Here is a 19,449-nt window from a genome sequence, read left to right on the forward strand (position 1 = left end):
AACTTAATTTACTTTTCGAAAAAGGCTGCGCTTCCGCCAACCCACGTAAAATCCTTATTATAGCGGACCCCGATCATTTCGCCCCGGCTCAGCCGGCTTAACGCGATGAACAATTCCGGTTTTTCCGCACTGTCATTCCAGCCGTACATCATGCGGACTTCACATTTCACCAATCCATCCGGCGCTTGAATGACTGGTTCGTAGGTCACTTTTCTTTGCAAGATATAGTTTTCCGGATCTGGCAATGATGCTAAGTCTGCTTCTGTAATGTGCAATTGTACGCCTGATCCAGCAAATGAAAAAAGCGGCTTTAAAACGTAATTTTCCAGATCAGCAGGAAAATTACCGTTATAATCACTTACAAAACGTGTTTCGGGAATGTATGGACTTTGGAGAAAGGGAATTGAAAATTTGCTGATCCTGAAAAACCAGTTGGGATGACCCACCCAGCTTACATTTACATCGTCCGAAAGACGGTAACTCGTTTGCAGGTCGGGATAGTTGAGCAAATCATCGAATATGAGGCGGTTATAGATCCTTTTGGCCTGGATTTTTCTGCCATTGTCTTCGTAAAATAGATCTTTTCCTTCTTTAACCAATTTGGTATAACAAACAGCCTTGATGCCCAGCATTGCTTCTGTTACCGCAAAATCGACGCGCGTCTTTTGCTTTTCCGGAAAGATCTCTAAGAGAATGACATTTTCAGGTTTTTCACCAGCCAGGATCAGCTCTTTCAATTTCTCCACATAAGCTGCATACGAATCGGCGCCGAAGCAGTAGCCGAAATTTTCAGGAATGTCAAAATGCTTTTTGAAGTTCTCGGACAAGTAAGCCTGATAGCCGAATAGGGAAGGAAAGCCTTGTAATTCAATTAATTGCGGAACGAGGTTTCCTTTCTCATCTTTACAAATCGCAAAGTCGATCGCCAGAAAAGATGTGTGCTCATTCTCATTAGGCACGGCTTGATCGGCCGGAACGGCCCTTTCTGTTTGACTTATAAATTCGGGCGAACGCAAAGTTTTGATAATTTGCTCCGAAGCAATGTTGATCTTTTCGAGCAAATCTTTCGGAACAAAAATCGGGGTTTCGGCAACGCGAAAATCAAGTTGGCCGGGAAAATCGAGCTCGAACGACTTTACGAATTTTTCATATTTATCCTCCGTGAAAGAGTCATTGAATGCTTTGCGCGCTTGCTTATGCATAGGCAGGCTGAAAAGTTTTGTTCAAAGCATTCTTAAGAAACGCGGGTATGATCACAGATTCAGTCATCATAATCTTATCGGGATCATTCAAGTGCATGATCATATCATTGTATTTAGCTTCACCATGATTAGCAATGATGGCGGCTTTTTTGTCTTCACGTAAAAAGTATCGGAGCATGCCTTCGGCGTCGGCCTCCGGATGAAACTGTGTTCCTACGATCTCTTTCGAGAAACGGATGGCCATTATAGCACGTTCCAGCGGCACATGCGGCCTGATTTTTTCTAAACAAAGCAGCTTAGCGCCCACATCATCAAAAGCGAATTGGTTAGGTTGTGTAACCTGATAATCGCGTGAATCAACGATCCAGAACGGATCTGCCAACGCTGATAAAAGAGGATCCTTGCGCCCAGCAGCAGATTTGTATACAGGAAATGTGCCGAAGGAAGTTTTCCGTCTCTTGCTCACGCTCGCCAATTGCCAGTGAATGCAGGCCATCTGGAATGAGTGACAAATCAGGAAGAGGTGTTTTTTGACCTTGTTATGCCGGCTGGCATTGAACCGCAGCATTTGATCCAAAAATCCAAAAAATTTCTTCTCCCAAGCCGCGCCGACCGGCGAAGGGTTACCGGGGCCGCCAGTTGAAATGTATGCGTCGAAATCCATTCCGGGAATCTCCAATCTTTGTCGGACGTCGAAAACAGTGTAGGCAACGTCCAAAGATTCCTGCTCACCGAATGCAGTTATAATTTTTTTAATACAACGCATTCCTTCATTTTCGAAGCCATCGTACATATCCAGAATGGCAATCCGGAAATGTTTTTTGTTATCGTTCATCTTACAAAAGCTGCTTATTTAACGTCAGCCGTTAGCATTATTTTTGATAAATAGGGTAAATATGGTAAACAACCTGACCCGCTAATAGTTCGCCGCGAGCAGAAAAAAGATACGTCAATCTAACCCGATTCTGGTTTCAGAAACGATGTAATCCACCACGGCATTCATGCTTCCAGTTTGCTCGAACACAGCCAATTGGCGGTCAGCACCCGTTCCCATGGCCATTATTTGATGGATATAGTTGATCTCTTTCCGGCTTCCCAGCTCATCCACAACATCGTCTATAAATTCCAGCAGCTCAACGACCAGCATCTTGTATTCCACCTCCTCTTGCTTACCAAAGTCGATGAGCTTGCCGTGGATGCCGTAGCGGGCGGCCCGCCACTTGTTTTCATTGATCAACATGCGGTGATAGGGTCTGAATGTCAGGTTCATTCGATGCAATTTATGAATTTTAGCAACGAGAGCCTGCATAATGGCAGCCAGGCAAATGGTCTCATCCGTACGCATAGGCACATCGCACATGCGGAATTCAATGGTGTCGAAAAACGGATGGACGCGAATATCCCACCAGATCTTTTTACCATTATCAATGCATTTGGTCTTGATCAGCAGATTGACATATTCATCGTATTCGGCAGCGCTTGAAAACGAATCCGGAATGCCGGTTCGGGGGAATTTATCAAAAACCTTGGACCGGTAAGACTTGAAACCTGTATTACGACCGCACCAGAACGGCGAGTTGGTTGACAATGCATAAATATGCGGCAAGAAATATCGCACCGCATTCATAATCTGAATGGCTTCGTCCCGATTTTCAATCCCAACGTGCACGTGCAACCCGAAAATCAGGTTGCCGCGTGCTACGTCGCGCATTTCATCGATGATTTCGTCATAACGGGGGTCGGGCGTGATGAGCTGTTCAACCCAGTCTGCAAACGGATGTGTTCCGGCGGCGGCCACCTGCAGATTCTGCTTGTCGGCCAGGTCCAGGATCATCTTCCTCAGATAGGTAACTTCCTCACGCGCCTCCTGAATGTTATGACAAATGTTGGTGCCTACTTCCACAACAGCCTGGTGCATTTCGGCTTTCACACGCTCTTTCAGCGTAATTTTTCCGTCCTCAACAAGCTTTGACATATGTGACCTGAGATTCCTCGTGACAGGATCTATGGTCTGAAATTCTTCTTCAATTCCCAGCGTGAAAGTGGCCATAAAGCGTGCGTATGCGGTTAGTTTAAGGTTTTTTCAATTTAGAATTGGCGGCGGGTGCTTTGGTAGCAGCCGCTTTTTTGGTTGGGATTTTCGGGGTCGGCTCGCTCGGAACGGGCTGGTTGCCTTTGTCCTCCACAAGCTTTGGTGATTTCTTCGGCGTAATGGCTTTCACCTTCACTTCTTTGGCAGAAGCCGGGGCTGCCAGCGGAGTCTCTGCGGATGCAGTATCTCTTACCGGAATGCTGTCCGCAGGAGCGTCATTGATTGCAGAAGCGCCTCTGTTCTCAGCAGCACCTGTGCTTGCGGGAGCACCTATTGCATCCTTAATAAATGTTCCCCAGGTCAGGTTGGTTTGGCCGGGCACATGCGCTTTGGCCTTTTCAATGGCCAGGTTGGCAGCAGCTTCTACCACCCATTCAAAATTATCGCGGCCTACGGAATAAATGTCGGCATCCGGGGCCGGGTTGCAGAAGTCGATGGCGATGGGGATGCCATCCCGCACGGCAAATTCTACGGTGTTGAAATCGTAGCCCAGCGCAATGTTTAATCTTAATGTATAGTCTTTAATTGTTTCCAATAATTTTTCCCCTTCTTCCCCGGATGCCTTCATTTCGGCTGCGTAGCGCAAATGATGTGGGTTTCTCGGTTCGTAAGGCATGATCAGCACGTCTTTCTGGCCAATGCAGTAGCAACGGAAATAGTCGGTAAACTCGATTTCTTCCTGCAACATCATCACCAACTGGCCGGTTTCCTCGTGCTTATGCCACATATCATGCGGATTAACCACTTTATAAACACTCTTCCATCCTCCACCGTCGTGCGGTTTCATATAGGCTGGAAACCCGATATATTCAAATATTTCTTCCCAAGCCATCGGAAAAGCCAGGTTGCGGAAGGATGTTTCGGTTGTGTTCTCAGGGCGCTGTTTGGAAGGGATCAGCACCGTCTTCGGCACGGGAACTCCGATCTTCTCGGCCAGTGCGTTATTGAAGAATTTCTCGTCGGCGCTCCACCAAAAAGGGTTATTAATGACTGCCGTGCCGGATAACGCGGCATTTTTCAGATATGCACGATAAAAAGGCACATCCTGTGAGATCCGGTCAATGATCACCGCGTACTCGGTCGGATCGGCTTGTACCACTTTATCAATCGTCACGGCTTCTGCGATGAAGCCGCTGTCTTTGCTATTCACTCTTTCAATAAATGCGTTCGGGAAAGTGTTTTCCATTCCAAACAAAATGCCAATTTTTTTCATATCCGGTTTTTGTTTTGTATTTACATAATCCGCGAAAGGTAGTCAGGGAACATTTTGTTCCACAGTGGCCAATCGTGTTTTTCCCACCCTCTAATATCGAGCCAATGTTCAATGCCCTGGTCATTGAGGATTTTGGACATCTTTAAATTACTATCCAGACAAATATCCCAGTCCGAAGTCCCCAAAACGATTTTCATATGGCCGTAACGCCATCCCTGTTCGTTAGGCATGAAATCAACGGGGTTGTTGAAGTAAACCGTGTCGTCGTAAAAGCCATCGGTAAAGCTTCGGATGTCGAATGCGCCGCTCATGCTGATCATATAGGCAACCTGGTCGGGATGTTTGAATGCAAAATTTGCAGCATGAAACCCGCCAAAGCTGCATCCGGCCACACCGATTTTGCCGACATGGCACTCACTCATTATATAGGGAACTAGTTCGTTATGCAGGAATTTGTCATACTGAATGTGGTTCAGCACCCGGTATTGCGGATTTAAATGTTTGGCATACCAGGAATCTGCATCAATGGAGTCCACACAGTAGATTTTGTACTTTCCAGATTCCACCAATCCGCTTACAGCTTCGATCAGGCCCATGTCTTTGGCCTGGTAATAGCGCCCGAGCGTAGTAGGGAAGAGCAGCAGCGGATAGCCCCAGTTACCATAGACGAGCATGTCCACATTCCTGTCCAGATGATGCGAATAATAGGTGATATGCTTCTCTTCCAAAAGGAGGTTATTTAGGTAAAACCATTGATATTGAAATATACAAAACAAATTAACGGAAGCAAATTATGGGCATTTATTAACTTGCGCGCTCTTATTACAACTATTTTAATCGCGCTGATTTGAGTTTCGACACCAATCCTGTTCATACCATTGTCAAAAATGTATTTTCTGTCTTTCTGGAAAGAGAGGTGGTGATTACTATCATTCTGCCCGCAGATTATGATCGCTCGAAGCATTATCCGCTGGTCTTATTCAATGATGGCCAGGATTTTGAAGGACTTGGGATGGCATCGATCCTGACAGATTTGCAGTCGAGCGGGGAATTCAATCCAGTTCTGGTTGTGGGTGTCCATGTCAATGAAAATCGCATTTTTGAATATGGTGTTGCAGCTGAGGCGGACTATGCAGGGCGGGGAGGCAGGGCAAATGCGACTTCGGACTTTGTAGTCAGAGAATTAATCCCGCATTTACATGCGGAGTACAACATTTCGCAAGAACGCATTGTTTATGGCGGGTTTTCGCTGGGCGGGTTGATGGCTTTGGACATTGTCTGGAACAGTCCGCAGATTTTTGCCAAAGCGGGCATATTTTCAGGTGCATTGTGGTGGCGAAGAAGAGCGTTGAATGACGATTACAGCGATTCCGACCGCATCATGCACGCGCAGCTTCGTAATGCCAGCGTTAAACCGGATCTGAAATTCTGGTTTCAATGTGGTTCGCTGGATGAATACGACGATCGGGATGGTGACGGCGTCATTGATTCGATTCAGGATACGCTGGAATGTATTGCCGAGCTGGAAAAGAAAGGTTACGCCTGGAACCGCGATGTATTTTACACGGAGATCGCTTTTGGCGAGCATAACCTCAAAACCTGGTCCGAAGCGCTCCCCGGTTTTCTGAGGTGGGCTTCGGAGAAGAATCGCTTGCTTTAATAAGAAAACAGAAAATTAGAATTCTGCTAAAAACGCCATGGTGTCGACGGCATCCGCATAATCGTACAAACCCGGCTCCTGCGTTTTGCCAAATGGGATCAGTCCTGGCAGTGCGATATCGGCATTGGTCACCACGCACTGGATCTTTTCCGCCTGGTCATTCAATGGCGCCTCAATATCCGTAACTGATTCATATGTTTCGTAATGCAACACGCTGATAGCGGAAACGAGCGCTTTGCTTTCCGTCAGCAGCAGGAAACCGTTATCGTAATGCGGCACCCGGTTCACCAGGAAGATCGACTTGTTGTACTCGTAGTTGTTGAAGTATTTGTGGTGATGCAAATAGGTTTTATCCAGGTCTTGAATGGATTCGTAAAACTTGGTAAAATCATATCCGACGGGAACAAAAAGCTTGGAAACATTGCGGCATCCCAGGCCAAAATATTGCAGCACATCACGGCCGAGCGCCGCCAGTTCCTCTGTACTTTCCTTACCGGTCAGGATGGCTACGGATGTCCGGTTTCGGCGGATAATGTTGGGTTTTTTGGCAAAATAATAATGGAAATAACGCGCTGTGTTGTCGCTTCCGGTGGCAATGTAAGCATCTGCATCATTGAGCCGCTCTACAAATTGAATGTGCTCTTTAAGTCCCGGTTCAATCTCCATAAGCTTATCCAGCAGGGCATGAATAAGCATCTGATCGTCTGAGCTCGGTTTCGCCATTAATATATGTCCGCTGATGATGACGGATAATGCGTCATGAAATCCTACTGCCGGAATGTTACCGGCCATTACAACGCCTATTTTTTGAAAAGATACGGGCTCCGGATATTGTGCGGTCCAGACATTCAGCTTATCCGGATTCAGAAATTGGTGGGCGATCGCATTAAGGGAGCGTGCTACGTTTTCGGGGGTGAACCAGTTGTTCCTGCTGTTGGCGCGGGCGATCCACTCTTCAATTACCGATTCGTTTTGAGGGTTTGTGATGAATTTTCCAAGATTTATAAATGCATTGATCCGCTGGGCTCTCGATATCATTCTGACTGAACGCTGAAAAGTTAAATTAGGTATTCGTTTTTATTTTTCTGATTGTTGGGAAACTATAAATAGTTATATTTGTTACTCTAAACAGAAGAAATAGCAACAAATATAAACAATCCGGCGATATGGCTATAATGATAACCGATGAATGCATAAATTGTGGGGCGTGCGAGCCAGAGTGCCCTAACACAGCAATTTATGAAGGAGGTGTGGAGTGGACCTGGGGTGATGGGACAAGTCTGGACGAGGTGGATTTCGGCGATGGAACCATTGTAAGCGGTAAGGAAAAGCAGTCGCCGGTTTCTGACGAATTCTATTATATAGTTTCAGATAAATGTACGGAATGCGTAGGTTTCCATGAAGAGCCACAATGTGCAGCGGTTTGCCCTGTCGATTGCTGCGTTCCGGATCCTGACAACGAAGAGGAAGAAGACACATTACTTGCCAAAAAGGCATGGATGCATGGTGAGTAGCAACTGCTAACCAAATAAGATTTTGAAGCCCCGCCCACAGCGGGGCTTTTTTGTGCCCTGACCAAATGAAAATGGCACTTTTATCATAAAAAATCAATGTTCATCCGGTGTAGTGTAATTTATAAAATTCTGTATATCTATATTTTTACAGAATTAAAATATTTAAACAAATTTTGTGAAACGCCCTGTTTTATGTTCATAAAACAAGAATTTTGGGTAGAAAAATGTGATAATTGTGTTTTTTTAGATAAATTTTAGTTCTGTTATTTGATTAATACAATTTATATATAATATTTGATTCATCAATCGAGCCGGATAGTAATATTAACTTAAACAGAATATAATTATGAGAAAAGTCTATTGTACAGTATTATCTTTGATGGTATCATTTTTGGGTTTTGCAAAGTCAAATGAAGACAAGAAAGCTGCCAAGGCTGATACATTAATGGTTACAGAGGCGAAGGATGAGGAGGATGCGAAGGGCGCGTTTGCGTTTTCGGGATATCTTGATTCCTATTACATGGCCAATTTCAATAAACCCGCTTCACGTTCTAACATGGGAGGAAGCAATGCACGGGTTTTTGATCAGCGTTCAGGTCAGTTTTCTTTGGGACTTGTACAAACAAGAGTTGCTTACACCAATGCAAAATCAGAAGCCGTTGTTGACCTGACATTCGGCCCTAATGCAAACATGGGTAATTATGGAAATGCTTTGTTCAGCACCGCACTAGCTATCAAGCAGGCTTATTTTACTTACAAATTCACAGACAAATTTTCGATGACGGCCGGACAATTCGGGACCAACATCGGATATGAAGTGATCGACGCACCGGCCAACTTCAACTACTCACTGTCTAACCTTTTCAACAACGGACCATTCTACCACGCCGGTTTGAAAGCAACTTATGCTTTTTCAGACAAGGCATCTTTAATGGTAGGGGTTGTGAACAATGTGGACGGACTAGGAGATAACAACCGTAAAAAAGGGATCATCAGTCAGTTTTACTTCCAGCCTGTCGCAAACTGGAACGTATATGTGAACTACATCGGAAGCAACGAGGCTAATCCTGATTCGGTTACATTCAAAGAGCCATCTGCTTTCTACCAGGTTTTTGACCTTACTACAAGTTTCCAGATCACTGAGAAATTCTTGCTTGGACTAAATGCTGCATACGGAAGCCAAAAAGGAGATTACCAGGGTGCAGGCGGACCTGCCGACACAGAAACCTGGGGTGGTGTAGCTGTTTATGCCAACACTGCATTAACTGACAACTTCGGAATCGGTGCGCGTTACGAATACTTCAACAATGACAGCGGCGTGCGCGGCTTGCTTACACCTGCCGGCATGGGAACAAGTGTCAACTCCATTACTTTAACAGGAAACATCAGCCTGGCTGACGGACATATCCTTGTAAAACCTGAGTTCCGTCTGGATGCTTATCCAAAAGTTAGCGGTGCAAACGAATTACAGCAGTTTGAAGACGAAAACGGCTCATTTACAAAAAACAGTCAGACTACCTTCGGGCTAGCATTCATTTACAAATTCTAATTCAATCACATACCTTCTTAATCTACCCATAATAACAATTTACTAAAATGGAAAAACGTAATTTCATTCCGCTGATTATCCTGCTGGCCATCAGCATTCTCGGTGCCTTCATTCCCAACGTTCCGACTCAGATCGTTACTGAGGGGATCAACTCCGGTGACACCGCCTGGTTACTTGTGTCTGCTGCGCTTGTATTGCTCATGACCCCTGGTCTGGCTTACTTCTACGGCGGAATGGTGAATAACAAGAACGTTATCTCGACAATGCTTCAAAGCTTCATCGCAATGGGCGTTATCAGTGTCCTTTGGGTTGTTATTGGTTTCAGTCTTGCATTCGGTGACGACATCGGCGGGTTTATTGGTAACCCAATGACGCACTTCATGTTCAAAGGCGTATTGGATGGTCCGGTTTGGGGCACAATTCCTTTCGCTTTGTTCGCAATGTTCCAGATGAAGTTCGCGGTTATCACGCCTGCACTGGTAACTGGTTCTATGGCTGAGCGCGTAAACTTCCGTTCTTATGTGTTGTTTATCATCTTGTTCTGCATCTTTATTTATTCTCCATTGGCACACATGACCTGGCATGCAGATGGCATCCTTTTCAAAATGGGCGTGCTTGACTTCGCGGGTGGAACTGTTGTTCACATGTCTGCTGGCTGGGCTGCTTTGGCTGGCGCACTTTATCTGAAAAGACGTAAGTCATTATTGGAAGATCATGTTTTGCCTCCTGCTAACATTCCTTTCGTTCTTTTGGGAACAGGTTTGCTTTGGTTCGGCTGGTTCGGTTTCAATGCAGGTTCTGCGCTTTCAGCTTCTCCATTGGCCGTTTCTGCTTTCGCTACTACTAACACTGCTGCTGGTGCCGCTGGTCTTTCATGGGTTTTGTTTGATGTTGCAAGAGGTAAAAAAGTGTCAGCGCTTGGTTTCTGTATCGGTGCGGTTGTAGGTCTTGTGGCTATCACGCCTGCTGCTGGTTTCGTAACGGTTCCTGCTTCTCTTTTCATCGGAACAATTGCTGCGGTAATCAGTAACTACGTTGCTCACCTGCGCACCCGTTCTACTTTGGATGATACATTGGACGTGTTTCCTTGCCACGGTGTAGGCGGTATGGTTGGTATGCTGATGACAGGCGTGTTCGCAACAAGCGGTGTTAACTCACTGGTTACGGATCAGGGTCTTGCTTTCGGTGAAACAACATTGTTCATCAACCACGTGATTGCTTTGGTAGGTGTATCTGTATTCGCATTCGGAGGTTCCCTGCTGTTGCTTAAAATCACAGACCTTATCTTGCCGCTACGTGTATCTGAATCAGACGAAAAAGCTGGATTGGATGTAAGTCAGCATGACGAGTTTCTTGTAGAAGCATAATTTTTCTCAACGTTATATAACAACAAAAGCCCGGAATGTTCCGGGCTTTTGTTGTTATATATGATTTTGTTATGACCTAATATTCAGGAATGGATCAAAACTTCTTCTTCCGATTCCGTCACTTCCATTAAGCCTGCATCATTAATGTGGTCGTATCGCACGGCTTTTGTTTCATTAATGAGTAACGGATCATATTTCACTGCGACCCGCACATAGTTGTCTGTAAAACCAAGCATCTGACCGTTCTGAATCTCGTCTTCAAATAAAACCAATCCCTGTTTATCGACTTGCTGCTCGTAAAAGAAGCGCTTTTTCTTTTCTGACAGGATATGCAGCATTTTCGAGCGATCCGCTCTTACATTCTTGGCAACAACCGGCCTGATGCTTAAAGCCGCCGTATTTTCTCTTTCCGAATAGGTGAATACATGTAAATAGGAAACATCCAGCTCATTCAAAAACTGATAACTTTCTTCAAATAGCTGTTGCGTTTCGCCAGGATGGCCTACTATAACGTCCACGCCAATGCAGCATTCAGGCATAAGCGATTTGATTTTCGCAACGCGCTCTGCATAAAGCTCGCGTTTGTAGCGACGCTTCATTAACCCCAAAATGGTGTTGGAACCCGATTGCAACGGAATATGAAAGTGATGCGCAAAACGCTTAGAGCGAGCCACAAATTCAATGACCTCATCCGTAAGCAGGTTTGGTTCGATAGAGGAAATGCGGAAACGCAAAATGCCTTCCACTTCGTCCAATGCTTTCACCAGATCCAGAAATGTCTCTTTCCGTTCGCCATTTTGTATACCAAAATCACCAATATTGACCCCCGTCAAAACAATTTCCTTCACGTCCCTGGCAGCAATCTCCCGCGCAGCATTCACAATGTTCGCTATACCGTCGGAACGGCTTTTGCCTCTGGCCAATGGAATGGTGCAGTAGGAGCAAGGGTAATCGCAGCCATCCTGCACTTTGAGGAATGTCCGCGTTCTGTCATTCAGGGAATAGGACGTGTGATATTCAATGGCATGGTCGATGGTAGACGCAATCACCTGAGCAGGCTGGCCTAATGGCGTCTTTTCAAATGTGTCAATAAGTTCGACCAGGCGAAATTTTTCTGCTGCACCCAAGACAGCGTCTACACCCGGAATTTCAGATATTTCCCTTGGTTTCAATTGCGCATAGCAACCGATGATAGCCACATAACCATCCGCATTGATCTTCTGGGCTTCCCTGACAATCTTGCGGCATTTTTTATCCGCGTTCTCTGTAACGGAGCATGTGTTGATGATGAAAATATCAGGTGTTTCATTAAACTCAACCTTTTGATATCCCTTTTGCTCGAACATCCTTCCTATGGACGACGTTTCGGAATAATTCAGTTTACAGCCTAATGTATAGAAAGCGACTTTTTTCATTGTTTTCAAATATTCTGCAAAATTACACCTTTTAGTTTCAACGCTTTAAATAATCGTTGAAAGAAGACTGTAAATATGCTTTTCCAAATTTTTCTTCTTCCGGCGTCAGCGCGCCTGACTTCTCGGTAATGTTGCCACCAATATTGTCCCGCACCAAAAACCCGCCCGGTTTCATCCACCCTAAACCATTATTAAATGCGAAGTAGGCAAAAGGCGTGCGGTTTTTAGCAAAAATATCGTTGCTCCAGTTGAAAGAACCCGAAGGCATATGCAACTGGTTCAATAACGTCGCGGCGAGGTCCGTTTGCGAGCAGAGCGAATCCACTTTTGCACTTTGTTTTTCCAGCGCCCCGCCCAGCCAGAGCATGGGAATGTGAAATTCGGCGGGTTTTGATTTGTCTGATTCCGGAAGCGGGTGACCATGGTCGGCGATAATGATCACCAGCGTGTGATCCCACCAGGATTTCGTTTTTGCTTTTTTTATAAAATCCCCGATGGAGGCATCCGTATAATGATGCGCATTTAAAAACAAATGCTCGGGATCATTGCCAGGGATGGCGGTTTTGACCGGAACTTCAAACGGCTCGTGGCTGCTTAATGTGAAAAGCGTGGAGAAAAAAGGCTCTTTCTGCTTGTCCAGGTCGTCCAGTAAGCGGTTCAAAACAATGTGGTCGTGTGCGCCCCATTTGGAATTCATGTCCTTTTTGTCAAAATCATTTTTATCAATGATCCGGTCGAATTCCTGTTGCAGAAAATAGGATTTCATATTGGCAAATTCGGTTTCTCCTCCATAATAAAAGGAAGTGGACCAGCCGTTTTTATGAAACATTTTAGGCAATGACGGCAGTGTTGCCGTTTTTTTCGGAATCTTAATGATGGACGTGGTTGGCTGGGCCGGATAGCCGCTCAAAATCGCGACCATTCCTTTGTCGCTGCGGTTTCCGCTTGCGTACATTTTTGTAAAGAGCAGTCCTTCCTTCGCAAGCTGATCAAACTGCGGCGTCACATTTTTAATACCATTCAAGCTGCCAACGATCTTGGCTGTCTGACTTTCCCAAATGATCACCACGACATTGATTTTTCCCTCCTTAACAACCTTTTCCGAAGTGCTGTCGGTGTGATACAGCGTTTTCACCATGTCGTCGGCTTGCTTTTCTTCGTAGTATTTGAAAGGGTTTTTCTTTTCATAAGTCGCATTGATCAGCGAGCTCATGTAGTTCCAGGGAACATTCACGGCGGCATAATTTGCAAAACTTTTATCACTGAAAAATACAGCGCTTTCGTTCATAGGCGCCAGCTGAAGACCGCCGCGAATAGGAATGATCAGGCTGGCAGTTAAAACCAGAAAAACCGGAATGGTATAAACGAAACCAGTTTGCTGAAAGGCCGAAGTGCTTCGCTTAACGATTGTTTGCAACAGCTTCCAGACCAATATCAAGAGTAATACAAACAGCATCAGCAGCGGTACAACCGGCGCGGCACCCATGGATGCCATGGCTTCCGTAGGCGTTTTCAGGTAATGTAAGGATGTGCCGTCAATGCGGAATCCCCATGCCCTGAACAATTCCAGATCGGTAACAACGAGCAAAACGATTGCAAATGAGACAATGAAGCTGTATATAGAGAGGGTTTTGGCAAACCAGCGCCATTTCCTGGCCGTAAACATGACCAGTAATGTGGGAATAAGCAATATATAGCCGGCAAAGGAAATGTCCATTTGTAGACCGTGCGCGGCACTGCTGACCCAAAGAGAAGGAGGCAGTTCAAGGGTTTTCTTAAAATGATAAGCGAGAAATATGATCCGGAAAAACTGGAAGAGTATGATCCAGGTGATCCCGTAAAGGGCAATAAATTCTAATCTTTTGCGCATTGTGTTCGAGAGAATCTGCAAAGTTCTGAAAAATGCGCCAACCTGCCGTATGGAATGAGGTTAAATGTGAAAATGTCGCCCGGAATTGTTGTTCGTACTTTTAAATAAATAATTTTGGGCAGAATTAATATAAATCAAGAAATAAAATGACTTTTCGTTCCAAAGCGTTTGAAATTGCTCAAGGCCGGGTTGCCCCCTCACTTTCCCCTCCATCAGAAAAAATTACCGACTTGTATGGTAGTAACACATTCAGCGATGATGTAATGAAAACACTGCTCTCCGCTGAGGCTTACACCAAGATTTCCAATGCAATACGCTCCGGCTCGACGATTGACCGGGAGGTTGCAGATGAGGTTTCGGCGGCAATGAAATCATGGGCAGTTTCCAAAGGAGCAACGCACTATACGCACTGGTTCCAGCCACTTACCGGAACGACGGCAGAAAAGCACGATTCATTTTTTGACCTGACGATAGACGGAAAAGCCGTCGAAAAGTTCAAAGGCAGCGCATTGGTGCAGCAGGAACCGGACGCATCGTCTTTCCCGAGCGGCGGCTTACGTGCAACATTCGAAGCACGCGGTTACACAGGCTGGGACCCAAGCTCGCCAGCGTTTTTGATGGATAATGGGGCGGGAGGGAAGACGTTATGTATCCCGTCAGTTTTTATCTCATACACGGGGGAAGCGCTGGATTACAAGGCGCCATTGCTGAAATCGCTCGTAATGTTGGACAAAGCTGCCACTTCGGTTTGCCAGTTTTTCAACCGCGACGTGGATAAGGTAACGCCAACTTTGGGCATCGAGCAGGAATATTTTTTGGTTGATAAAGCACTATACTATGCCCGTCCCGACCTGTTAATGGCCGGCAGGACCGTTTTTGGACACAGCCCCGCACGTGGCCAGCAGCTGGACGACCATTATTTTGGTTCCATATCGCCTCGGGTAAATGCATTTATGGTGGATTTCGAATTTGAAGCATTGAAACTGGGCATTCCCGTTCGGACGCGTCACAATGAGGTCGCACCCGGCCAGTTTGAATGTGCCCCAACATTTGAAGAAGTAAACCTTGCCATCGACCACAATGCATTATTGATGGATTTAATGCAGAAAGTTGGCGACAAGCATAATTTCCAGGTTCTTTTTCATGAAAAACCTTTTGCCGGTATCAACGGAAGCGGGAAGCATAACAACTGGTCGCTGTCTACGGACACAGGCATTAATTTGCTCGCACCGACTTCCAAGCCAAAGGAAAACCTGCGCTTCCTGACATTCCTGATGAATGTGGTTAAAGCTGTTCACGATCACGCCGATTTGCTCCGTGCTTCTATTTCTTCTGCCGGTAATGAACACAGGCTGGGTGCCAACGAAGCGCCGCCATCGATTGTGTCTGTTTTCTTAGGAAACGAGCTGACGAATATGCTTGAAGAACTGGTGAATAAAGGCGAGATTACGCTGGAAAAAGGGGAAAATTTTTATTACAAACTGGGAATCACCCGCATTCCAAATTTGCAGCGCGATAACACGGACCGTAACCGCACTTCGCCATTCTGTTTTACAGGAAATAAATTTGAATACCGGGCAGTAGGAAGCTCGCAAAACAGCGCGTCGCCAATGATCGTTTTGAACACCATCGTAGCAAACCAGTTGCTGGAATTCAAAAAAGAAATGGATGAACGCCTTGCGGCAGGAGAGGAAAAGAAAGTAGCAACGGTAGAGATCCTGAAACGCTATTTTACAGAATCCAAGAACATTCTTTTCGAAGGAAACGGTTATTCTGAGGAATGGGTGGAAGAGGCCAAAAACAGAGGGCTTACCAATATCCGTGAGACTTACGAGGCATTGCATGCGTATAAAACCGAACGCACTATAGCCGCATTTGAAAGAATGGGCGTGCTGACCTCGCGTGAATTGCATGCACGCTATGAAATCGAATTGGAAAATTATGTCAAAAAATTGCAGATCGAATCGCGTGTGATCGGCGACCTTGCATTGAATCACATTGTTTCCACGGTTGTAAAATATCAATTCAAACTTGCGCAAACGGCACGGTCGCTGACGGATCTGGAAATGCTGGAAGAGGCTGCGCCTATCAAGGAGATCATCAAGGACATTTCAACGCACATTGTCGTTATCAAAAAGCTGGTGCAGGAAATGACGGATCAGCGCAAGACAGCCAACAACATTGACGACCTTTTTGAAAGGGCTAAAATGTATGGCTCGGAAGTAAAAGGTTTCTTTGAAGAGATCAGATATCACGTGGATAAACTGGAATTATTAATCGACGATGAAGACTGGCCTTTGGCAAAATACCGTGAAATGTTATTTTTGGAATAATTTTAAAGCAAACGCTTTATTCAATAAACTATCGAGACTATGAATCCGGGATTTGATCCAGAAGAAATTGAAGTGCTGAAACAAGAATGTAAGGCAGAGCGATCAAGCTTTATACATGTTGAGGACGAGCTGGAAGATGATGAAGAAGACAACAACGAACACGCGCACGTTCAGTTCGTTGGAATGTATAATGAAAAAGAAGTCATCTACGACGCGCTGATCTATACATTGAGATTGCACCATTCGACATTGGTTTACGATGCTGCTTTGGAAAGGCTGAAAAAAGTGATGCCCAATTACGTTTCCCTTGACGAGCGCCCGGACGATTACGTTTGTGACGATGAGCAAGACGAGGAGGCAGAATTAATGCTGACCGAATTCATCGAGGAGATCGAAGAAAATGAGGAAATAACCGTCCGCGAGCACATCGAAACGGACGAAACGTTTGACTATGGAATCGGTCTGGAAGTGGGATTGAACAAAACAGAGATCAATGATAAAACCATCAACGATTTCATCCTCCGCTTCAACGCCGGCCGCATCCAGCTAGATCCAACACTTTATTCCTTCTCCGGAAGCGAAGAGCAGGATTGATTAGCCGCAGGCAACGCAATATTGGCAGCAATAATGTTACCGGATAAAAAAATCCCAGAGGGATGTAACATCGGTAGCAAATAGGTGACCGAATGAAAAAATCCCAGAGGGATATAACATCGGTAGCAAACAAAGTTCAACCGAATACAAAATCCCAGAGGGATGTAATATCGGTAGCAAACAAAGTTCAACCGAATAAAAAATCCCAGAGGGATATAATATCGGTAGCAAACAAAGTTCAACCGAATACAAAAAATCCCGGAGGGATGTAACATCATGCAAGACGTTACATCCCTCCGGGATTTTGCGTTAACCATGCAATCGCCATTGACGCCGCGTTGCGGCTACCGATATTACATCCCTCCGGGATTTTGCGTTAACCATGCAATCGCCATTGGTGCCGCGTTTTTGGCTACCAATATTACATCCCTCCGGGATTTTTGCATTAACCATGCAATCGCCGTTGACGCCGCGTTGCGGCTACATTTAACATTATATGGGTTCTGCAAATATTATAGCGCAGATTTAACAGTCTTGATAATACGTGCTGCTACTTTGTAAGGATCAGCAGCTGAGTTTGGACGACGATCTTCCAAATATCCGCTCCATCCTTTTTGAGGAACAAGAACAGGGATACGAATGGATGCACCGCGGTCAGAGACACCGTAGCTGAAATCGTGGATAGAAGCAGTTTCGTGCTTTCCAGTCAAACGAAGGTGGTTGTCAGCACCGTAAACGTCAATGTGTTCTTTCACAACAGGACGGAAAGATTCGCAAACCTTATCGAAAACTTCTTTGCTGCCGGCCGTTCTCAAAGCAGAGTTTGAGAAGTTAGCGTGCATTCCGCTTCCGTTCCAGTCAAGCTCGCCCAGGGGCTTGCAATGCCAGTTGATAGCAACACCATATTTTTCACCAATTCTTTCAAGCAAATAACGGCCAAGCCAGATCTGGTCACCAGCTTCTTTCGCGCCCTTTGCGAAAATCTGGAATTCCCACTGTCCTGCTGCAACCTCTGCATTGATACCTTCAACATTAAGGCCTGCATCAAGACAGGCGTCAAGGTGCTCCTCAATGATCTCACGGCCAAATGCATTCTGCGCGCCTACTGAGCAATAGTATGGTCCTTGTGGTGCAGGATAACCATTTGCCGGGAAGCCCAATGGTTTGTTTGTATCAACATCCCAAAGGAAATATTCTTGCTCGAAACCGAACCAGAAATCGTTGTCATCATCCTCAATTGTCGCACGGCCATTGGATACGTGAGCAGTTCCATCTGCGTTAAGCACTTCGCACATAACCAGATAAGCATCTCTGCGCAATGGATCCGGGCAAATGTAAACTGGTTTTAACAAACAGTCAGAAGAACCGCCAAGCGCCTGTTCAGTAGATGAACCATCAAATGACCAGTTGCTGCAATCTTCCAATTTTCCACTGAAATCGCTTTCAATTTTGGTTTTGCTACGTAAACTTTGGGTCGGCTTGTAGCCATCCAACCAAATATATTCCAGCTTGGATTTTGACATAATAGTACTAGATAAAGTGGTGACGAATTATTATAACGGCACAATATTAATGCAAAAATGTATTTCCAAAAAATAAAAACTAAGAAAAATTAACCATACACAGAATATTATTGGGTTTGTGGTAGTATTGTCAGTAAAAGATGTACTATTCTCATAAAATGGGTGAAATTATAAATGGATGCATCCGGAGAATATTTTCGCAAAAACACTAAATTCACGTGTCAATCGGACATAGTTCATGTCAAAATGTTGCCAAAATGCAAAAATCATGTTTTTCTGCATTCGCGGAATAATATAAGGCTGCCTTGATGGTTTTGTGCATCATACACGTAAATTTGAGCGTCGCTTTGATAATGTTCGACGGTTCTCTTATCTTAATTCCTATTTACTTTTCAAATGCATCTATTTTACCAGCCCGACTCGAAAATTTTTGAATTGGATGAAGAAGAGGCCAGGCACAGTTCCAAAGTGCTGAGGCTCGGCTCCGGCGACATTATATATGTTACCAATGGCAAAGGCACATTGCAGAAATGCGTGTTGAATGTTCAGGGCAGAAAGGCGGGTTACGAAGTTTTGGAATCACAGCAGATCGAAAGACGACCCTTTGCCGTAAATATGGTGATCGCGCCCACGCGCAAGGCCGAGCGCAATGAGTGGATGGTGGAGAAGATGACCGAGATAGGCGTTGAGCGCATTGATTTTGTAATCACCGAACATACCAATACAGACACGATCAACCGCGTCGTAAACCTCACAAGGCTAAACCGGATTGCTGCCGCTGCGATGAAACAGTCACAGCAACATTATCTGCCGATCATCACGGTGGGCAATAAATATGAAGCGTTTGTGAAGGATGTGAAAGATTCTGTAAAATTAATTGCCTATGTGCCAGATCATAATAGGGTTGAGCACGTTTTTAGTAAAGTAAAAAAAGGCCAGGGAACCACTTTATTAATAGGTCCGGAAGGAGATTTCAGTGAAAAGGAAGTTTCACTGGCACTTGATCACGGATTTTCAACGGTTTCTCTAGGCCCGACCCGTTTAAGAACAGAAACAGCGGCCGTAGCGGGCTGCCATGCCATTAACCTGGCACAGAACATATTATAAAAGCATTAAT

General features: G+C 45.2%; 16 protein-coding genes. 7 read left to right on the top strand and 9 right to left on the bottom strand.

From position 1 onward, the window contains the following. Positions 1-8: 8 nt before the first annotated feature. The 5 genes from NFI80_RS05255 to NFI80_RS05275 form a co-directional block, all read right to left on the bottom strand. A complete protein-coding gene (locus tag NFI80_RS05255) occupies positions 9-1,202 on the bottom strand; it encodes a hypothetical protein (RefSeq protein WP_235164645.1) in 1,194 nt (397 codons plus the stop codon). Continuing rightward, positions 1,195-2,037, bottom strand: a complete 843-nt coding sequence (locus NFI80_RS05260; protein ID WP_235164644.1) for a type 1 glutamine amidotransferase — start codon at positions 2,035-2,037, stop codon at positions 1,195-1,197. The genes NFI80_RS05255 and NFI80_RS05260 overlap by 8 nt, the downstream gene beginning before the upstream one ends. A gap of 114 nt (positions 2,038-2,151) precedes the next feature. Beyond that, positions 2,152-3,252 carry a carboxylate-amine ligase gene (locus NFI80_RS05265; RefSeq protein WP_235164643.1) on the bottom strand — a complete coding sequence of 367 codons (1,101 nt, stop codon included), beginning with the start codon at positions 3,250-3,252 and terminating at the stop codon, positions 2,152-2,154. Positions 3,253-3,274: 22 nt separating this feature from the next. After that, on the bottom strand, positions 3,275-4,507 hold the full coding sequence (locus NFI80_RS05270) for an ATP-grasp domain-containing protein (RefSeq protein WP_235164642.1): 1,233 nt from the start codon (positions 4,505-4,507) through the stop codon (positions 3,275-3,277). A gap of 20 nt (positions 4,508-4,527) precedes the next feature. After that, positions 4,528-5,235, bottom strand: a complete 708-nt coding sequence (locus NFI80_RS05275; protein ID WP_233798107.1) for an esterase family protein — start codon at positions 5,233-5,235, stop codon at positions 4,528-4,530. A gap of 119 nt (positions 5,236-5,354) precedes the next feature. On the opposite strand from NFI80_RS05275, the gene NFI80_RS05280 reads away from it, so the two are divergent. Then, a complete protein-coding gene (locus NFI80_RS05280; protein ID WP_235164641.1) occupies positions 5,355-6,167 on the top strand; it encodes an alpha/beta hydrolase in 813 nt (270 codons plus the stop codon). 15 nt (positions 6,168-6,182) lie between these two features. Here the strand turns inward: NFI80_RS05280 and NFI80_RS05285 are convergent, their stop codons facing one another. Further along, positions 6,183-7,205: an acyl-CoA reductase gene (locus NFI80_RS05285; protein ID WP_235164640.1), complete on the bottom strand. Its 1,023-nt coding sequence runs from the start codon at positions 7,203-7,205 to the stop codon at positions 6,183-6,185. 128 nt (positions 7,206-7,333) lie between these two features. Here NFI80_RS05285 and NFI80_RS05290 point away from each other — a divergent pair, with 128 nt between their 5' ends. The 3 genes from NFI80_RS05290 (at position 7,334) to NFI80_RS05300 (ending at position 10,597) form a co-directional block, all read left to right on the top strand. Continuing rightward, positions 7,334-7,681: a 4Fe-4S binding protein gene (locus tag NFI80_RS05290; RefSeq protein WP_082216484.1), complete on the top strand. Its 348-nt coding sequence runs from the start codon at positions 7,334-7,336 to the stop codon at positions 7,679-7,681. A gap of 346 nt (positions 7,682-8,027) precedes the next feature. After that, positions 8,028-9,230: a porin gene (locus NFI80_RS05295; protein WP_233798110.1), complete on the top strand. Its 1,203-nt coding sequence runs from the start codon at positions 8,028-8,030 to the stop codon at positions 9,228-9,230. Positions 9,231-9,277: 47 nt separating this feature from the next. Further along, on the top strand, positions 9,278-10,597 hold the full coding sequence (locus NFI80_RS05300; RefSeq protein ID WP_233798111.1) for an ammonium transporter: 1,320 nt from the start codon (positions 9,278-9,280) through the stop codon (positions 10,595-10,597). An 83-nt stretch (positions 10,598-10,680) separates the two neighbouring features. Here NFI80_RS05300 and mtaB read toward each other — a convergent pair whose 3' ends face one another. Continuing rightward, the gene (mtaB, locus tag NFI80_RS05305) at positions 10,681-12,012 is read right to left on the bottom strand and encodes a tRNA (N(6)-L-threonylcarbamoyladenosine(37)-C(2))-methylthiotransferase MtaB (RefSeq protein ID WP_235164639.1); all 1,332 of its coding nucleotides are present in this window, start codon (positions 12,010-12,012) and stop codon (positions 10,681-10,683) included. A gap of 37 nt (positions 12,013-12,049) precedes the next feature. Then, entirely contained in the window at positions 12,050-13,882 is a 1,833-nt protein-coding gene (locus NFI80_RS05310; protein WP_235164638.1) for an LTA synthase family protein, read from the bottom strand. 146 nt (positions 13,883-14,028) lie between these two features. On the opposite strand from NFI80_RS05310, the gene NFI80_RS05315 reads away from it, so the two are divergent. Beyond that, positions 14,029-16,215, top strand: a complete 2,187-nt coding sequence (locus NFI80_RS05315; RefSeq protein WP_026632931.1) for a glutamine synthetase III family protein — start codon at positions 14,029-14,031, stop codon at positions 16,213-16,215. A 39-nt stretch (positions 16,216-16,254) separates the two neighbouring features. Continuing rightward, positions 16,255-16,809 (top strand): hypothetical protein, encoded by a 555-nt coding sequence (locus NFI80_RS05320; protein WP_233798114.1) that lies wholly within the window; start codon positions 16,255-16,257, stop codon positions 16,807-16,809. A gap of 512 nt (positions 16,810-17,321) precedes the next feature. Here NFI80_RS05320 and NFI80_RS05325 read toward each other — a convergent pair. Then, positions 17,322-18,332, bottom strand: coding sequence for a glutamine synthetase beta-grasp domain-containing protein (locus NFI80_RS05325; RefSeq protein ID WP_233798115.1), 1,011 nt, complete (start codon positions 18,330-18,332; stop codon positions 17,322-17,324). A 396-nt stretch (positions 18,333-18,728) separates the two neighbouring features. On the opposite strand from NFI80_RS05325, the gene NFI80_RS05330 reads away from it, so the two are divergent. Continuing rightward, complete coding sequence (locus NFI80_RS05330) at positions 18,729-19,439, top strand: RsmE family RNA methyltransferase (RefSeq protein WP_235164637.1); 711 nt, start codon at positions 18,729-18,731, stop codon at positions 19,437-19,439. Positions 19,440-19,449 lie beyond the last annotated feature (10 nt).

Origin of the sequence: Dyadobacter chenhuakuii (assembly GCF_023821985.2) — a bacterium.
Classification (GTDB): domain Bacteria; phylum Bacteroidota; class Bacteroidia; order Cytophagales; family Spirosomataceae; genus Dyadobacter; species Dyadobacter chenhuakuii.